Origin of the sequence: Variovorax guangxiensis (assembly GCF_003952165.1) — a bacterium.
Classification (GTDB): domain Bacteria; phylum Pseudomonadota; class Gammaproteobacteria; order Burkholderiales; family Burkholderiaceae_C; genus Variovorax; species Variovorax guangxiensis.
This window is the reverse complement of sequence record NZ_RXFT01000006.1, coordinates 110,905-127,337: the sequence shown is the minus strand read 5'-3', so window position 1 is coordinate 127,337 and position 16,433 is coordinate 110,905. Positions and strand designations below refer to the sequence as shown.

Here is a 16,433-nt window from a genome sequence, read left to right as displayed (position 1 = left end):
AAGACAGAAGAGACCGACATGGCACGCACGCTCTACGACAAGATCTGGGACGAACACGTCGTCCACACCGAGGAAGACGGCACCGCGATCCTCTACATCGACCGCCACCTGGTCCATGAAGTGACCAGCCCGCAGGCATTCGAAGGCCTGCGCGAGGCCGGCCGCAAGCTGTGGCGCATCAGCTCGGTGGTGGCCACCGCCGACCACAACACGCCCACCACCGGCTGGGAGCGCGGCTACGAAGGCATTGCCGACCCGACCAGCAAGGAACAGGTCACCACGCTGGACCACAACATCGCCGAGTTCGGCGCGGCCGCGTTCTTCCCCTTCCTGAGCAAGCGCCAAGGCATCGTGCACGTGATCGGCCCCGAGTCGGGCGCGACGCTGCCGGGCATGACCGTCGTGTGCGGCGACTCGCACACCTCCACGCACGGCGCGTTCGGCGCGCTGGCGCACGGCATCGGCACGAGCGAGGTCGAGCACGTGATGGCCACGCAGACGCTGCTGGGCAAGAAGGCCAGGAACATGCTCGTGAAGGTCGAGGGCAAGCTGCCGCTGGGCTGCACGGCCAAGGACATCGTGCTGGCCATCATCGGCAGGATCGGCACCGCCGGCGGCACGGGCTACACCATCGAGTTCGCCGGCTCGGCCATTCGCGACCTGAGCATGGAAGGCCGCATGACGGTGTGCAACATGGCCATCGAGGCCGGTGCGCGCGCCGGCCTGGTGGCGGTCGACGAGAAGACCATCAACTACGTCAAGGGCCGTCCGCTCGCGCCCACCGGCGTCGAATGGGACCAGGCCGTGGCCTACTGGCGCACGCTGCAGTCCGACCCGGGCGCGAAGTTCGACGCCGTGGTCGAGCTCGACGCCGCGCAGATCCAGCCGCAGGTGACCTGGGGCACCTCGCCCGAGATGGTGGTCGAAATCAACGGCCGCGTGCCCGATCCCGACAAGGAGAAAGATGCCAACAAGCGCGGCGCCATCGAGCGCGCGCTGGTCTACATGGGCCTGGAGCCCAACAAGGCCATGAACGACATCTTCATCGACAAGGTGTTCATCGGCTCGTGCACCAACAGCCGCATCGAGGACATGCGCGAAGCCGCCGCCGTGGTGAAGAAGCTGGGCCAGAAGGTCGCGAAGAACGTGAAGCTCGCGATGGTCGTGCCCGGCTCGGGCGTGGTGAAGGAACAGGCCGAGCGCGAAGGCCTCGACCAGATCTTCAAGGCCGCGGGCTTCGAATGGCGCGAGCCCGGCTGCTCGATGTGCCTGGCCATGAACGCCGATCGCCTGGAGCCCGGCGAGCGCTGCGCCTCCACCAGCAACCGCAACTTCGAAGGCCGCCAGGGCGCGGGCGGGCGCACCCACCTCGTGAGCCCGGCCATGGCAGCGGCCGCCGCGGTGCACGGCCATTTCGTCGACGTCCGCACGTTCGCCTGAGCGAGCTGCAAGAAGGAAGAAAAGAGACTCCCATGAAGCAATTCACCGTGCACAAGGGCCTCGTGGCCCCGATGGACCGCGAGAACGTCGACACCGACGCGATCATCCCCAAGCAGTTCCTGAAGTCGATCAAGAAGACCGGCTTCGGCGTGAACCTGTTCGACGAGTGGCGCTACCTCGACCCGGGCCTGCCCGGCCAGGACCCGGCCAGCCGCAAGCCGAACCCCGACTTCGTGCTGAACCAGCCGCGCTACGCCGACGCGTCGATCCTGCTGGCACGCCAGAACTTCGGCTGCGGCTCGTCGCGCGAGCACGCGCCGTGGGCGCTCGACCAGTACGGCTTCCGCGCGATCATCGCGCCGAGCTATGCCGACATCTTCTTCAACAACAGCTTCAAGAACGGCCTGCTGCCGATCGTGCTGCCGGAAGCGCAAGTGGCGCAGCTTTTCGACGAGACCTTCGCCTTCCCGGGCTACACGCTGACCATCGACCTGGAACGCCAGGTGGTGGTGAAGCCCGACGGCCAGGAGTTCGCGTTCGACGTGCAGGCCTTCCGCAAGTACTGCCTGCTCAACGGCCTGGACGACATCGGCCTCACGCTGCGCCACAAGGACAAGATCAAGGCCTTCGAGGCCGAGCGCCTGGCGCAGAAGCCGTGGCTTGCGCATACGATGCTCGCCAACAGCTGAGCCGCCCGAGCCTGTTCGCGCGCTCCCATTCATTCCCTCAACAGAAGACAAAATGAAAATCGCAGTTCTCCCGGGTGACGGCATCGGCACCGAAATCGTTGCGGAAGCCGTCAAGGTGCTCGACGTGCTCGACCTGAAGTTCGAGACGGAGTCGGCCCTGGTCGGCGGCGCGGCCTACGAGGCGCACGGCCACCCGCTGCCCGAATCGACGCTCAAGCTCGCCAAGGAAGCCGACGCGGTGCTGTTCGGCGCCGTGGGCGACTGGAAGTACGACAAGCTCGACCGGCCGCTGCGGCCCGAACAGGCCATCCTGGGGCTGCGCAAGAACCTGGGCCTGTTCGCCAACTTCCGCCCGGCCATCTGCTACGAGGAGCTGGTGGGCGCCTCGAGCCTGAAGCCCGAGTTGATCGCCGGGCTGGACATCCTCATCATCCGCGAGCTGACCGGCGACATCTACTTCGGCCAGCCGCGCGGCCGCCGCACCGCTACGGACGGGCACTTCCCAGGCGCCGAAGAGGCCTTCGACACGATGCGCTACTCGCGCCCCGAGATCGAGCGCATCGCCCGCGTCGCCTTCGATGCGGCACGCAAGCGCAGCAAGCGCGTGACCAGCGTCGACAAGAACAACGTGCTGGAAACCTCGCAGCTGTGGAAAGACGTGATGCTCGACATCGCGAAGGAATATCCGGACGTCGAACTCGACCACATGCTGGTCGACAACGCGGCCATGCAGCTCGTGAAGGCACCCAAGAAATTCGACGTGGTGGTCACCGGCAACATGTTCGGCGACATCCTCTCGGACGAGGCCGCGATGCTCACCGGCTCCATCGGCATGCTGCCCTCGGCATCGCTCAATTCGAGCAACCAGGGCCTGTACGAGCCCAGCCACGGCAGCGCCCCCGACATTGCTGGCAAAGGGGTTGCCAATCCTTTGGCTACAATCCTGTCCGCTGCCATGATGCTCCGTTTCTCCCTCAACCAGCCAGAAGCTGCCGACCGTATCGAGTCGGCGGTCAAGCAAGTGCTCGCCTCCGGGCTGCGCACGGGCGACATCTGGTCGGAAGGCACCAAGCGCGTCGGCACCCGCGAGATGGGCGACGCGGTCGTTGCAGCAATCACCAAAAAGACGATTACCGGCTAACCGCAGCCCGCTTCGTCACGCCCCTCCCCGGCTCGACGAGTCGGGCGCAAAAAAGACAACTTTTCTTTTTTTCATAAGGGCAAACTGAAATGGCGAACGCATCTCAACCTCTGGTCGGCCTCGTGGGCTGGCGCGGCATGGTCGGCTCGGTCCTGATGGACCGCATGCAGGCCGAAGGCGACTTCGGTCTCATCGAGCCGGTCTTCTTCTCGACCTCCAACGCCGGCGGCAAGGCCCCGGCGATGGCCAAGAACGAAACCGCGCTGAAGGATGCGAACGACATCGAGGCACTGAAGAAGTGCGACATCGTCATTACCTGCCAGGGCGGCGACTACACCAGCGAGGTGTTCCCCAAGCTGCGCGCCGCCGGCTGGAACGGCCACTGGATCGACGCCGCGTCCACCCTGCGCATGAAGGACGACGCGATCATCGTGCTGGACCCCGTCAACCTGCCGGTGATCGAGAACGCGCTCGCCAAGGGCGGCAAGAACTGGATCGGCGGCAACTGCACGGTGAGCTGCATGCTCATGGGCGTTGGCGCCCTCTACAAGGCCGGCCTGGTCGAGTGGATGACCAGCATGACCTATCAGGCAGCCTCGGGCGGCGGCGCGCAGCACATGCGCGAGCTGCTGACCCAGTTCGGCACCCTCAACGCCGAAGTGCGCGCCCTGCTGGACGACCCGAAGTCGGCCATCCTCGAGATCGACCGCAAGGTGCTGCACAAGCAGCAGACGCTCAGCGCCGCAGAAACGGCCAACTTCGGCGCGCCGCTGGGCGGCTCGCTGATCCCCTGGATCGACAAGGACCTGGGCGACGGCATGTCCAAGGAAGAATGGAAGGGCGGCGCCGAGACCAACAAGATCCTCGGCCAGGGCGCGGGCTTCGGCACCGCCGCCGTGCCGGTCGACGGCTTCTGCGTGCGCATCGGCGCCATGCGCTGCCACAGCCAGGCCCTGACCTTCAAGCTCAAGAAGGACGTGCCGGTGGCCGACATCGAGGCGATGATCGCCGCCGACAACCCGTGGGCCAAGGTCGTGCCGAACACGCGCGAAGCCACGGTGAAGGACCTGACGCCGGTGGCCGTGACGGGCACCATGAACATCCCGGTCGGCCGCATCCGCAAGCTGGCGATGGGCCCGGAGTACGTGGGCGCCTTCACCATCGGCGACCAGTTGCTGTGGGGTGCCGCGGAGCCGCTGCGCCGCATGCTGCGCATCCTGCTCGAAGCCTGATGAGGGCTGCTCAGGCTTTTGAAACACGAATTGTTGCCTTCAAGCAACGCAAGATGTGTGCGTAAGTATGCGCGCACTGGGTAGAACAAGCGCATTGCCTTGTCAGTGCCCAGTGATGATGCTAACGTCCTCTTACAAATTCCGGGCCTGAGCCGCCCCCTATCAGCATGACAAGACATCTGTTGCCTGCGGCCAGCCCATCGGCCGTTCGCCCGCCTCTGCCGTCGAACGGTTGGCGCCTTTCCATTCTTGGCGCGGCGGCAGCCGTGGCCATGGGCATCGCCAGCGTCGACGCCAGCGCCTTCACGCTGGGGCAGCTGAAGGTGCAGTCGGCCCTCGGCGAACCCTTGCGTGCCGAGATCGACGTCACCGAAATCGCCGCCAACGAGGCGGACGGCCTGAAGATCAACATCGCCACGGCCGAGGCATTCAAGAACGCCGGCGTGCCGTACAACTCGGCACTCAGCGACGTCAAGGCGACGCTGCAGCGCCGGGCCGGCGGCCAGTACGTGGTGCGCCTGAGCGGCAGCCGCCCGCTGAACGACCCATTCATCGACCTGCTGCTCGAAGCCAACGGCGCATCCGGCCGCATCGTGCGCGACTACACCGTGCTGCTCGATCCGCCGGCCACCCGCCAGGCTGCGGCGAGCACGCAGGCCACACCCATCTCTCCCCAGATCAGCACTCCCGTCGAGCGCGCAGCCCCCGCGGCGCGCGCGCGCCGCGAGCGCCCGCCCGTGGTGACCACGGCGCCGTCCGCCGCTCCCGCGCCTGCCGCAACCGCACCCGCCGCGGCAGCTCCCGCCCCGGCCACAGCCGCACCAGCCCGTAGCGGCGGCGGCGAGCAGGTCACGGTGCAGCGCGGCGACACCGCCGGCAAGATCGCCGCCACCTACAAGCCCGCGGACGTCTCGCTCGACCAGATGCTCGTTGCGCTGCTGATGGCCAACCCCGACGCCTTCGTCGGTGGCAACGTCAACCGCATGCGCGCAGGCGCCGTGCTGGACCTGCCGAGCGCCGCCGAGGCGTCCGCCGTGCCGCCGGCCGAGGCGCGCCGCACGGTCACGGCACAAAGCCGCGACTTCGGCGCCTACCGTCAGCGTCTGGCCGACAACGCACCGACCACGAACGTGGCCGCCGCGAGCCGCAAGGCAGCGGGCAAGGTTCAGGCGAACGTCGAGGACCGCAACGCGGCGGCCAGTTCGCCCGACAAGCTCACGATCTCGCAAGGCAACGCTGCCAGCCGCGCCGCCGACGAGAAGGTCGCGCAGAGCCGCCAGGCACAGGACAGCAGCAACCGCGTCGCGGAGCTGTCGAAGAACATCAACGAGCTGAACAAGCTCAAGGCAGCGACGGGCACCGGCACAGGGTCGTCCGCCGCCGCGCCGGCCGCTGCCGCACCGGCACCGGCGACGCCTGGCATTCCGGTTCCGGCCCCCAATACCAGCGCCACGGTCGCGCCCCCCGCCGCCAGCCCCGCACCTGCTGCGGCCGCCGCAGCTCCGGTCGCACCTCCCGCGCCGGCACCCGCTGCGGCGCCCGCCCCGGCAGCGGCGGCAGCTCCGAGCCCCGCACCTACGCCCGAAGCCACGGCACAGGCCGCAGCGCCTGCTGCTCCGGTTGCCGCTCCGGCTGAAGCAGCACCAGCCGCCACGCCGCCGGTGGCAGCCGATGCCACCGCCACCCCTGCTGCAGCAGCCGCAAGCGCCGCGGTGGCCGCCGCACCGAAGCCCGCTGTGAAGAAGCCGGCTCCGCCGCCCCCGCCGCCGGAGCCCACCTTCCTCGAAGAGCTGATGGACAACCCGCTGATGCTGGCGGGCGCCGCGCTGATCGCGCTGCTGGTTGGCTTCCTGCTGTACCGCGTGCTGGGCCGCCGCCGCGAGGAAATGAGCGAGAGCGTGTTCCTCGAAAGCCGCATTCCGAAGGATTCGTTCTTCGGCGCCAGCGGTGGCGAATCGGTGGACACCAAGCATCGCGGCGACTCCACCGTCTCGTCGCTGTCGTACTCGCCGAGCCAGCTCGACGCAGGCGATGTGGACCCGGTTGCCGAAGCCGACGTGTACCTGGCCTACGGCCGCGACCTGCAGGCCGAAGAAATCCTGCGCGAAGCGCTGCGCCTGAACCCGGACCGCACGGCCATCCACCTGAAGCTGCTCGAGATCCACGCCAAGCGCCGCGACGTTCGTGCCTACGAGAGCCTCGCCACCGAAGTGCACAAGCTGACAGGCGGCCAGGGCTCCGACTGGACCCGCGTCGTCGACATGGGCAAGGACCTCGATCCGGGCAACCCGCTGTACGAATCGGGCTCCCCGCGCAGCGGTGGCGCCAGCGCCGCCGAAACGGCCGCCTTCGCAGGCGCCCTGGCCGCAGCTGCCAAGCCGGCAGCGCCCGCTCCAGTGGTTTCGCCGCCGGTGGCCGTGGCACCGCCCGCCTTCGTGCCCTCGGTCGCTCCGCTGGACTTCGACCTCGACCTGACCACCCCGCCGGCACCCGCTCCGGCACCGGCTGCCCAGCAGCACGCACCGGTCGGCGCCAGCCTGCCGAAGTCGGCCTACGCCCCTGCTCCGACGACGGCTCGCCCAGCGCCGCCGCTGTCGAACGGCCATGCTCCGACGACGCCGGTCGACCTCGAGAACGACTTCGACACCGCCCCCGGCGCACTGTCGGCCGACACGCTGCCCGGTTCGCTGAGCCTGAGCGACGCCGACAACACCCGTCCCGCGATGCTGCGCAATGCGCTGCCGGCCGACTCGGGCTTCATCGAGTTCGACATGAGCGCGCTGGCCGGCCTGCCGGCATCGCGCCCGGCCGAGACCGCCAAGCCCGCGTCGGCTCCTGCCGCCGCCGCGCACAACGACGACGGCGACGACAGCCCGCACGCGGTCAAGCTGTCGCTGGCCCGTGAGCTGCAAGCCATCGGCGACGTCGAAGGCGCCCGTTCGCTGGTCGAGGAAGTCGAAGCCGAAAGCGCCGGCGACCTCAAGTCGCAAGCCCGTCAACTGCTCGCGGAACTGCGCTGATCGGGCCTCGCCGCCCGCTCTTCCTCGGTCCCCTGAATTCGTGAGGCTGGCGCTCGGCATCCGGTACAACGGCCAAGCGTACGACGGCTGGCAGAGCCAGCCCTCGGGCCGCACGGTGCAGGACAAGCTCGAGGCGGCCCTCACGAAGTTCACCGCGCAGCCCATCAGGACGCTGTGCGCCGGACGCACCGACGCGGGCGTCCACGCGCTGATGCAGGTGGTGCACTTCGACACCACCGCCAGGCGCGAACCCTTCTCCTGGATGCGGGGTACCAACCGCTTCCTGCCTGACGACATCGCGGTGCAGTGGGCGCACCCCGTGCCGGACGAATTCCACTGCCGCGCCAGCGCCCTGGCGCGCCGCTACGTCTACGTGCTCTCCCAATCGCCGGTGCGGCCCAGCCTCGATTCAGGCCGTGTCGGCTGGTCGATGCATCTGCTCGATGGCGACGCGATGCGTGCGGCTGCGGCACTGCTGATCGGCCAGCACGACTTCAGTTCGTTCCGCGCCTCCGCCTGCCAGGCACGCTCGCCGGTCAAGGACTTGCGGCGCATCGAGATCACGCGCATCGGCAATGGCGAACGCTGCCGCTGGCACTTCGAGTTCGAGGCCGATGCGTTCCTGCACCACATGATCCGCAACCTGATGGGCAGCCTCCTGCGCGTCGGCCGCGGCGACGAGCGGCCCGAGTGGATCTCGCACGTGCTCGCGGCGCGCAGCCGCGATGCGGCGGCGCCCACCTTCTCGGCCGACGGCCTGTATTTCATGGGCCCGTTGTACGACGCCAAGTGGGGTCTGCCGGACGAAGCCACGCTGCAGGCCGGCCGCGCTCCGTATGATGGCCCGCCATGAGCGCGCCTGCCCTGTCCCGAACCCGCATCAAGATCTGCGGCCTGACCCGCGAAGCCGACGTCGACGCGGCAATCGAAGCCGGAGCCGATGCCATCGGCTTCGTGCTGTATCCGAAGAGCCCCCGTGCCGTGACCGCCGGGCGTGCAGCCGAACTGGCCTCGCGCCTGCCGCCGTTCATCACGCCCGTGCTTCTGTTCGTGAACGAGGATGCTCCCAAAGTCATAGCATCACTCGCCCAGGTAAAGGGCTCGATCGCGCAATTCCACGGTGAAGAAACGCCGCAGCAATGCGAGGAAGCCGCCGGCGGCGGGCGCTTCCGCTACATGCGCGCCGCCCGCATTCCGCTGGGGGATGCCGGGGCCGGCTTCGACCTCGTAAAATACGCGTCCGATTACTCCCACGCCCAGGCCATCCTGCTCGACGCGCATGTCGAAGGTTATGGCGGTGGCGGCAAGGCATTCGATTGGTCACTTCTTCCACCCGCCGTCGACGCTCACCTCGTCTTGAGTGGTGGGCTCACACCTGCAAACGTGAGCGATGGCATTCGCATCCTGCGGACGCGCTGCAAGACGCTGTCCGTTGATGTGAGCTCGGGCGTCGAAATCGACGGTCCCGGGAACAAGGGCCTCAAGGACGCCGGAAAGATCCGGCAGTTCGTCGCAGCAGTCAGGGCTGCCGACGCGTCCTTCTCCAGTTAGCCGCCGCAGCCGATCGTTCGTCGGGCTGCGGCCCACCGATCGAGAACCATGCAAAGCCAATTCCAGGACTACCAGCAACCCGACGCCACCGGCCACTTCGGCAACTACGGCGGCACCTTCGCGAGCGAAACGCTCACCCACGCGATCAACGAACTGCGCGATGCGTACGCGAAGTTCAAGAACGATCCGGCCTTCCTCGCGGAATTCCACTACGAGCTCAAGCACTTCGTCGGCCGTCCCTCGCCCATCTACCACGCGGCGCGCACCAGCCGCGAGATGGGCGGCGCGCAGATCTACCTGAAGCGCGAAGACCTCAACCACACCGGCGCCCACAAGATCAACAACGTGATCGGCCAGGCGATGCTCGCGCGCCGCATGGGCAAGCCCCGCGTCATCGCCGAGACCGGCGCCGGCCAGCACGGCGTGGCCACCGCCACCATCTGCGCGCGCTACGGCCTCGAGTGCGTGGTGTACATGGGCAGCCAGGACGTGAAGCGCCAGAGCCCCAACGTCTACCGCATGAACCTGCTCGGCGCCACCGTGGTGCCCGTCGAGTCGGGCAGCAAGACGCTGAAGGACGCGCTCAACGAGGCGATGCGCGACTGGGTCACGAACGTGGAGAACACCTTCTACATCATCGGCACCGTCGCCGGTCCGCACCCCTACCCGACCATGGTGCGCGACTTCCAGAGCGTGATCGGCACCGAGTGCATCGAGCAGATGCCGGCCATGCTCGCGGCCGACGGCATCACCGGCGAAGCGGAGGGCAAGCAGCCCGACGTGGTGATCGCCTGCGTGGGCGGCGGCAGCAACGCCATGGGCATCTTCCACCCCTACATCCCGTTCACCGGCACGCGCCTGATCGGTGTGGAGGCTGCGGGCGAAGGGCTCGACAGCGGCAAGCACTCGGCCTCCATCCTGCGCGGCAGTCCCGGCGTGCTGCACGGCAACCGCACCTACCTGCTGCAGAACGACGACGGCCAGATCACCGAGACCCACAGCATCAGCGCGGGCCTCGACTACCCAGGCGTGGGCCCCGAACACGCCTACCTGGCCGACATCGGCCGCGCCGAGTACGTCGGCGTCACCGACACCGAAGCGCTGGACGCCTTCCACTACCTGTGCCGCACCGAGGGCATCATCCCCGCGCTCGAATCCAGCCATGCCGTGGCCCATGCGCTGAAGCTCGCCAAGACCATGCGCCCCGACCAGTCGATCCTGGTGAACCTTTCGGGCCGAGGCGACAAGGACATCGGCACCGTCGCCGACCTGTCGGGCGTCGATTTCTACGACCGCCCCTCGATGCGCGGCCTGAGCGTGAAGGGAGGCAAGTGATGAGCCGCATTGCAGCCACCTTCGAGGCCCTGAAGAAAGACGGCCGCCGCGCCCTCATTCCTTACGTGACCGCGGGCTTCCCCTTCGCCGACATCACGCCGGAGTTGATGCACGGCATGGTCGAGGCCGGCGCCGACGTGATCGAGCTGGGCGTGCCATTTTCCGACCCGATGGCCGACGGCCCCGTGATCCAGAAGGCCGGCGAGGCCGCGCTGGCGCTGGGCGTGGGCATGAAGCAGGTGCTCGCCATCGTCGCGGCCTTCCGCAAGACCGACACGACCACGCCCGTGGTGCTGATGGGCTATGCCAACCCGGTCGAGCGCTACGACCTGGTGCACGGCAAGAAGGCCTTCATCCGCGACGCGGCCGCCGCGGGGGTCGATGGCCTGCTGGTGGTCGACTACCCGCCCGAGGAATGCGAGGCCTTCGCCGCCGAGCTGAAGTCCGCCGGCATCGACCTGATCTTCCTGCTGGCCCCCACCAGCACCGACGAGCGCATGGCCCAGGTCGCACGCATCGCGAGCGGCTACGTCTACTACGTGTCGCTCAAGGGCGTGACCGGCGCCGGCCACCTCGACACCGAGGCCGTCGGCCGGATGATCCCGCGCATCCGCGAGCACGTGAGCATCCCGGTGGGCGTGGGCTTCGGCATCCGCGACGCCGCCACGGCGCAGGCCATCGGCTCGGCCGCCGACGCGGTCGTGATCGGCACGAAGATCATCCAACTCATCGAGGACCAGCCCCGCGACAAGGTCGTGCCGGCGGTGCGCGAATTCCTCGCGGGCATCCGCGAGGCGCTCGACGCCCTGCCCGCCGCGACGGCCAAGAACGCGGCTGGTCGATAATCACCGCCAACACAAGGAGCCCCCATGAGCTGGCTTGAAAAACTGCTACCCGCCAAGATCGCCCAAACCGACCCGTCCGAGCGCCGCCAGGTGCCAGAGGGCCTGTGGATCAAGTGCCCCGCCTGCGAGACCGTTCTGTACAAGACCGACCTCGAGCACAACCAGAACGTCTGCCCCAGCTGCAGCCACCACCACCGCATCGGCGCCCGCGCGCGGCTCGACGCCTTCCTCGACGCCGAGGGCCGCTACGAAGTCGGCCAGGAAGTGCTGCCGGTCGACGCCCTGAAGTTCAAGGACAGCCGCAAGTACCCCGAGCGCCTGAAGGAAGCCCTGGAGAACACCGGCGAGACCGACGCGCTGGTCGTCATGGGCGGCTCGGTGCACAGCATCAGCGTGGTCGTGGCCTGCTTCGAATTCGAGTTCATGGGCGGCTCCATGGGCAGCGTGGTCGGCGAGCGCTTCGTGCGCGGCGTCGAGACCGCCATCGAGCAGAAGGTGCCCTTCATCTGCTTCACCGCCACCGGCGGCGCGCGCATGCAGGAAGGCCTGCTCTCGCTGATGCAGATGGCCAAGACCAACGCCGCGCTCACGCGCCTGGCGAAGAAGGGCCTGCCCTACATCAGCGTTCTGACCGACCCGACCATGGGTGGCGTGTCGGCCGGCTTCGCCTTCGTGGGCGACGTGGTGATCGCCGAGCCGAAGGCGCTGATCGGCTTCGCCGGCCCGCGCGTGATCGAATCGACCGTGCGCGTGACGCTGCCCGAAGGCTTCCAGCGTGCCGAGTTCCTGCAGACCAAGGGCGCGATCGACTTCATCAGCGACCGTCGCGAGCTGCGCAAGACCATCGCCAACACGCTGGCGATGCTGCTGCGCCAGCCGGCCGATGCGGTGAGCTGAGCGAAACGCTGACGCAATAACAAAAGGGCCCGGATGCCGATGCATCCGGGCCCTTTTGCTTTGGAATTCAGGCGTTCAGAAGGTCAGCTGGTAAGCAAACACCAGCAGGTTGCCCAGCACGATCGCGATCACCTGCAGCACGACGATCGCGGCCAGCGGCGACAGGTCGACCCCGCCGATCAACGGAATGAAGCGGCGGAACGGCCGCACCAGCGGCTCGGCCAGGCGGGAGATCAGGTCGAGCAGCATCGGCGACGCATTCGGAATCCACGACAGCACCGCGTAGACCACCAGCAGTGCCGTCAGGCCCGAGACGGCCAGCTGCATCAGCCCCACCAGCGACACCAGCGGCAGGGTCGCGATGCGCCCCAGGTTGCCCACCAGCAGCCACAGCAGCAGGAACTTCAGCATCACCAGCAACCAGGCCGCGATCAGGCTGGCCAGGTCCCAGCGCTTCACGGAAGGCACGATGCGCCGCAGCGGCAGCACGATCCAGTCGGTGATGGCGAACACGAAGCGCCCAAGCGGGTTGCCGAAGGGCACGCGGTGGTACTGCATGTACAGGCGCAGCAGGCAGGCGCCGCCGAGCAGACCGACGATCACGTCGAGAAGGAACGAGGGAATCTGGTAGAGCATGAGGCGCGGCCGTGAGGGGAATGCGATGATAGCCACGCAAGGCTCTTCGATGACGACACAACCCCTTTTGCATTCACTGCCATTGTTTCCGCTCGGTACGGTGCTCTTCCCCGGCGGCCTTCTTCCACTGCGCATCTTCGAGGTGCGCTACCTCGACATGATCGGCAAGTGCCGCAAGGCCGACGCGCCCTTCGGCGTGGTGAGCCTCACCAGCGGCAGCGAGGTGCGCAAGGCCGGCGCCGATGCCGAGAGCTTCGCGGCCATCGGCACGCTGGCCATGATCCGCGAGTTCGAGTCTCCTCAAAGCGGCCTGCTGCAGATCGAGTGCGTGGGCACTCAGCGCTTTCGCGTCCGCAGCAACGAGCTGCAGAAGCACGGCCTCTGGGTCGCCGAGGTGGAAGCGGTGAACGACGACGTCGCCCTGGAGATTCCCGACGACCTGCGGCACACCTCCACCGCGCTGCAGCGCCTCGTCGGCACGCTGGAGGAGCGCAAGCGCGCCCAAGGCGGAGCGGTGCGCCTGCCCATCGCCGAGCCCTACTGCTTCGACGATTGCGGCTGGGTGGCCAACCGATGGTGCGAACTGGTGCCGATGCAGCTCGAGCTGCGCCAGAGGCTGATGGAGCTCGATAGCCCGCTGATGCGGCTGGAGCTGGTCAGCGATCTGCTCGCACGCACCGGCATCACTGAATAGGCCGCTCCATTTTTCATAGCACATAGCGCAGGATCGACGGGCGCTCCGGGCCGGTTTTATTCAAATCCGATCGGCTAAAATGCCGGGCCCGCGCACGCTCCCGGTTGCGCGTCATCCGCCTCCCATGTCCGATCAAAAGAACCCCTCGCCTCCTCCCGCTCCCGCCGACGAAAACCAGCTCATCGCAGAACGCCGCGAAAAGCTCACGCAGCTGCGCTCGGCGCAGGCCGAGGGCAAGGGCGTTGCGTTCCCGAACGACTTCAAGCCGGGCCACCGTGCCGCCGCCCTCGTCGAGGCACATGCCGCCACAGAAGGCGAGGCCCTCGAGGCGCAGGCCGTTTCCGTGAGCGTGGCCGGCCGGATGATGCTCAAGCGCGTGATGGGCAAGGCCAGCTTCGCCACGCTGCAGGACGCCACCGACCGCATCCAGCTCTACGTGACGCGCGATGCCGTCGGAGAAGACGTGTACGCGGACTTCAAGCGCTGGGACCTGGGCGACATCCTCGGCGCCGAAGGCACGCTGATGAAGACCAAGACGGGCGAGCTGTCGGTCAAGGTCACGAAGCTGCGCCTGCTCACCAAGAGCCTGCGTCCGCTGCCCGACAAGTTCCACGGCATGGCCGACCAGGAGCAGAAGTACCGCCAGCGCTACGTCGACCTGATCACCGACGAATCCGCCCGCAAGCGCTTCACCGCGCGCAGCAAGGCGGTGAGCGCGCTGCGCGAGTTCATGGTGTCCAACGACTTCCTCGAAGTCGAGACGCCCATGCTCCACCCGATCCCGGGCGGCGCCAACGCCAAGCCCTTCAAGACGCACCACAACGCGCTCGACCAGGAGATGTTCCTGCGCATCGCGCCCGAGCTGTACCTCAAGCGCCTGATCGTCGGCGGCTTCGAGCGCGTCTTCGAGATCAACCGGAGCTACCGCAACGAGGGCATCTCGGTGCGGCACAACCCCGAGTTCACGATGATGGAGTTCTACGCGGCCTACTGGAACTACCGCGACCTGATGGACTTCACCGAGACGCTGATCCGCACCATCGCCGACAAGGCCGTGGGCACGCAGCAGCTCACCTACCAGGGCAAGCCGGTCGACCTGACCCAGCCCTTCGAGCGCCTGACGATCCGCGAGGCGATCCTCAAGTACACCGAGGCCGAAGGCGTGGCGCAGGGCGTCGACGACAGCGCCTGGCTCATCGCCGCGCTGCGCAAGCTCGGCATGAACGAAGAGAAGGACAAGCTCTCGCAGCGCAGCCTTGCCAGCCTGCAGGTGCTGTTCTTCGAGGAAACCGTCGAAGAGAAGCTCTGGCAGCCGACCTTCATCATGGAGCACCCGACCGAGATCTCGCCGCTGGCGCGCGCCAACGACGAGCGCCCCGAGGTAACGGAGCGCTTCGAGCTCTACATCACCGGCCGCGAGTTCGGCAACGGCTTCAGCGAGCTGAACGATGCCGAGGACCAGGCCGCGCGCTTCAACGCGCAGGTGGCCGCCAAGGACAGCGGCGACGATGAAGCCATGTACTACGACCACGACTTCGTGCGCGCCCTCGAGTACGGCATGCCGCCCACCGGCGGCTGCGGCATCGGCATCGACCGGCTGATGATGCTGCTGACCGATTCGCCGAGCATCCGCGACGTGATCCTGTTCCCGGCGCTGCGCAGGGAATCCTGATCGTGAAGGCACCGTCGTCGTTGCCGACGATCGGCATCGACTTCGGCACCTCCAATTCCGCTGTCGCTTGCCGGGTAGGCGGAGAAGTCCGCCTTCTGCCCATCGAGGGTTCGGCCACCACCCTTCCCACCGCGATCTTCTTCAACGCCGAAGACCGCACGACGCACTTCGGCCGCGACGCCATCGGCCAGTACCTCTCGGGCACCGAGGGCCGGCTGATGCGATCGCTCAAGAGCCTGCTCGGCAGCGCGCTGATGCAGGAGAAAACGGCGATCTACGACGGCCTCGTGAGCTTCGAGGACATCATCGCGCGCTTCCTGCGCGAACTGGCCGTGCGCGCCGGCCGCGAGCTCGGCCAGATGCCGGAGCGCGTGGTGATCGGGCGCCCGGTGCATTTCGTGGACGATGACCCCAAGCGCGACGAGCGTGCGGAAGAAAGCCTGCGCGTCGCCGCGCGTGCCGCAGGCTTTCGCGAGATCTCGTTCCAGCTCGAACCCATCGCGGCCGCCTTCGACTACGAACAGCGCGTCGCCAGGGAGTCGATCGTGCTCATCGTCGACATCGGCGGTGGCACCTCCGACTTCACCGTCGTACGCGTCGGCCCCGAGCGCGCCGCGCGCGAGGACCGCGGCGACGACGTGCTGGCCACCAGCGGCGTGCACATCGGCGGCACCGACTTCGACCAGCGGCTGAACCTCGAACAGGTGATGCCGCAGTTCGGCTTCCGCCATCACGGCCCGCAGGGGCGCGAAGTGCCGAGCAAGGTGTTCTTCGAGCTGTCGTCCTGGCACCTGATCAACTGGCTCTACGCCGCCAAGGCGCTGCGGCAGGCGAAGGACCTGCGCACCAGCTACAGCGACACGCGCCTGCACGACCGGCTGATGACCGTGCTCGAAGAGCGGCACGGCCACCGCATCGCGAGCGCGGTGGAAGCAGCCAAGATCGAGGTCTCGCTGAGCGATGCCCCGACCGCCATCGACCTCGGCAGCGCCGAACGCGGACTGGCGGCATCTCTGACTCCGGACGACATGGCCCAGCAACTGGCCACGCCGCTGGAAAGCGTGGTCGCCTGCGCCCACGCCTGCGTCAAGCGCGCGGGCCTGCGCAGCAACGACCTCGACGCGATCTACCTCACCGGCGGTTCCTCGGCGCTGCGCCCCTTCCAGAACGCCCTGCGCAGGAGCTTCGCAGGCGTGAACCTGGTCGAGGGCGACCTCTTCGGCGGCGTCGCCACCGGGCTGGCCTGCGCGGCCAGTACGCAGCGCCGGGCCTGAGCTCGCT

General features: G+C 67.8%; 14 protein-coding genes. 13 read left to right on the top strand and 1 reads right to left on the bottom strand.

Going from position 1 to position 16,433, the window contains the following annotated elements; translation table 11 throughout:
- Positions 1-18: 18 nt before the first annotated feature.
- The 10 genes from leuC (at position 19) to accD (ending at position 12,150) form a co-directional block, all read left to right on the top strand.
- The gene (gene leuC, locus EJP67_RS15850; RefSeq protein WP_126022673.1) at positions 19-1,440 is read left to right on the top strand and encodes a 3-isopropylmalate dehydratase large subunit; all 1,422 of its coding nucleotides are present in this window, start codon (positions 19-21) and stop codon (positions 1,438-1,440) included.
- Between the two features lie 32 nt (positions 1,441-1,472).
- Entirely contained in the window at positions 1,473-2,129 is a 657-nt protein-coding gene (gene leuD, locus EJP67_RS15845) for a 3-isopropylmalate dehydratase small subunit (RefSeq protein ID WP_126022672.1), read from the top strand.
- A 52-nt stretch (positions 2,130-2,181) separates the two neighbouring features.
- On the top strand, positions 2,182-3,270 hold the full coding sequence (gene leuB / locus EJP67_RS15840; RefSeq protein ID WP_126022671.1) for a 3-isopropylmalate dehydrogenase: 1,089 nt from the start codon (positions 2,182-2,184) through the stop codon (positions 3,268-3,270).
- An 89-nt stretch (positions 3,271-3,359) separates the two neighbouring features.
- Positions 3,360-4,502 carry an aspartate-semialdehyde dehydrogenase gene (gene asd / locus EJP67_RS15835; protein ID WP_126022670.1) on the top strand — a complete coding sequence of 381 codons (1,143 nt, stop codon included), beginning with the start codon at positions 3,360-3,362 and terminating at the stop codon, positions 4,500-4,502.
- A gap of 167 nt (positions 4,503-4,669) precedes the next feature.
- Positions 4,670-7,522, top strand: coding sequence for a FimV/HubP family polar landmark protein (locus tag EJP67_RS15830; RefSeq protein ID WP_126022669.1), 2,853 nt, complete (start codon positions 4,670-4,672; stop codon positions 7,520-7,522).
- Positions 7,523-7,562: 40 nt separating this feature from the next.
- Complete coding sequence (gene truA / locus EJP67_RS15825) at positions 7,563-8,375, top strand: tRNA pseudouridine(38-40) synthase TruA (protein WP_126022668.1); 813 nt, start codon at positions 7,563-7,565, stop codon at positions 8,373-8,375.
- Positions 8,372-9,073, top strand: a complete 702-nt coding sequence (locus EJP67_RS15820; RefSeq protein WP_126022667.1) for a phosphoribosylanthranilate isomerase — start codon at positions 8,372-8,374, stop codon at positions 9,071-9,073. Before truA ends, EJP67_RS15820 begins: the two co-directional genes overlap by 4 nt.
- 48 nt (positions 9,074-9,121) lie before the next feature.
- The gene (gene trpB, locus EJP67_RS15815; RefSeq protein ID WP_126022666.1) at positions 9,122-10,408 is read left to right on the top strand and encodes a tryptophan synthase subunit beta; all 1,287 of its coding nucleotides are present in this window, start codon (positions 9,122-9,124) and stop codon (positions 10,406-10,408) included.
- Entirely contained in the window at positions 10,408-11,253 is an 846-nt protein-coding gene (trpA, locus tag EJP67_RS15810; protein WP_126022665.1) for a tryptophan synthase subunit alpha, read from the top strand. Before trpB ends, trpA begins: the two co-directional genes overlap by 1 nt.
- A 24-nt stretch (positions 11,254-11,277) precedes the next feature.
- Positions 11,278-12,150: an acetyl-CoA carboxylase, carboxyltransferase subunit beta gene (accD, locus tag EJP67_RS15805; RefSeq protein ID WP_019654097.1), complete on the top strand. Its 873-nt coding sequence runs from the start codon at positions 11,278-11,280 to the stop codon at positions 12,148-12,150.
- A gap of 75 nt (positions 12,151-12,225) precedes the next feature.
- On the opposite strand, the gene EJP67_RS15800 is transcribed toward accD, so the two are convergent.
- The gene (locus EJP67_RS15800) at positions 12,226-12,786 is read right to left on the bottom strand and encodes a YggT family protein (RefSeq protein ID WP_126022930.1); all 561 of its coding nucleotides are present in this window, start codon (positions 12,784-12,786) and stop codon (positions 12,226-12,228) included.
- Between the two features lie 49 nt (positions 12,787-12,835).
- On the opposite strand from EJP67_RS15800, the gene EJP67_RS15795 reads away from it, so the two are divergent.
- The 3 genes from EJP67_RS15795 (at position 12,836) to EJP67_RS15785 (ending at position 16,426) form a co-directional block, all read left to right on the top strand.
- The gene (locus EJP67_RS15795; RefSeq protein WP_240650676.1) at positions 12,836-13,480 is read left to right on the top strand and encodes an LON peptidase substrate-binding domain-containing protein; all 645 of its coding nucleotides are present in this window, start codon (positions 12,836-12,838) and stop codon (positions 13,478-13,480) included.
- A gap of 124 nt (positions 13,481-13,604) precedes the next feature.
- The gene (lysS, locus tag EJP67_RS15790; protein ID WP_126022663.1) at positions 13,605-15,152 is read left to right on the top strand and encodes a lysine--tRNA ligase; all 1,548 of its coding nucleotides are present in this window, start codon (positions 13,605-13,607) and stop codon (positions 15,150-15,152) included.
- 2 nt (positions 15,153-15,154) lie between these two features.
- A complete protein-coding gene (locus EJP67_RS15785) occupies positions 15,155-16,426 on the top strand; it encodes an Hsp70 family protein (RefSeq protein ID WP_126022662.1) in 1,272 nt (423 codons plus the stop codon).
- The last annotated feature ends 7 nt before the right edge of the window (positions 16,427-16,433 follow it).

What these genes read in the sequence shown, in the direction of transcription:
- leuC (WP_126022673.1), top strand. Translation starts at nt 19, where the DNA reads ATGGCACGCACGCTCTACGACAAGATCTGGGACGAACACGTCGTCCAC.
- leuD (WP_126022672.1), top strand. Translation starts at nt 1,473, where the DNA reads ATGAAGCAATTCACCGTGCACAAGGGCCTCGTGGCCCCGATGGACCGC.
- leuB (WP_126022671.1), top strand. Translation starts at nt 2,182, where the DNA reads ATGAAAATCGCAGTTCTCCCGGGTGACGGCATCGGCACCGAAATCGTT.
- asd (WP_126022670.1), top strand. Translation starts at nt 3,360, where the DNA reads ATGGCGAACGCATCTCAACCTCTGGTCGGCCTCGTGGGCTGGCGCGGC.
- EJP67_RS15830 (WP_126022669.1), top strand. Translation starts at nt 4,670, where the DNA reads ATGACAAGACATCTGTTGCCTGCGGCCAGCCCATCGGCCGTTCGCCCG.
- EJP67_RS15820 (WP_126022667.1), top strand. Translation starts at nt 8,372, where the DNA reads ATGAGCGCGCCTGCCCTGTCCCGAACCCGCATCAAGATCTGCGGCCTG.
- trpB (WP_126022666.1), top strand. Translation starts at nt 9,122, where the DNA reads ATGCAAAGCCAATTCCAGGACTACCAGCAACCCGACGCCACCGGCCAC.
- trpA (WP_126022665.1), top strand. Translation starts at nt 10,408, where the DNA reads ATGAGCCGCATTGCAGCCACCTTCGAGGCCCTGAAGAAAGACGGCCGC.
- accD (WP_019654097.1), top strand. Translation starts at nt 11,278, where the DNA reads ATGAGCTGGCTTGAAAAACTGCTACCCGCCAAGATCGCCCAAACCGAC.
- EJP67_RS15800 (WP_126022930.1), bottom strand. Translation starts at nt 12,786, where the DNA reads ATGCTCTACCAGATTCCCTCGTTCCTTCTCGACGTGATCGTCGGTCTG.
- EJP67_RS15795 (WP_240650676.1), top strand. Translation starts at nt 12,836, where the DNA reads ATGACGACACAACCCCTTTTGCATTCACTGCCATTGTTTCCGCTCGGT.
- lysS (WP_126022663.1), top strand. Translation starts at nt 13,605, where the DNA reads ATGTCCGATCAAAAGAACCCCTCGCCTCCTCCCGCTCCCGCCGACGAA.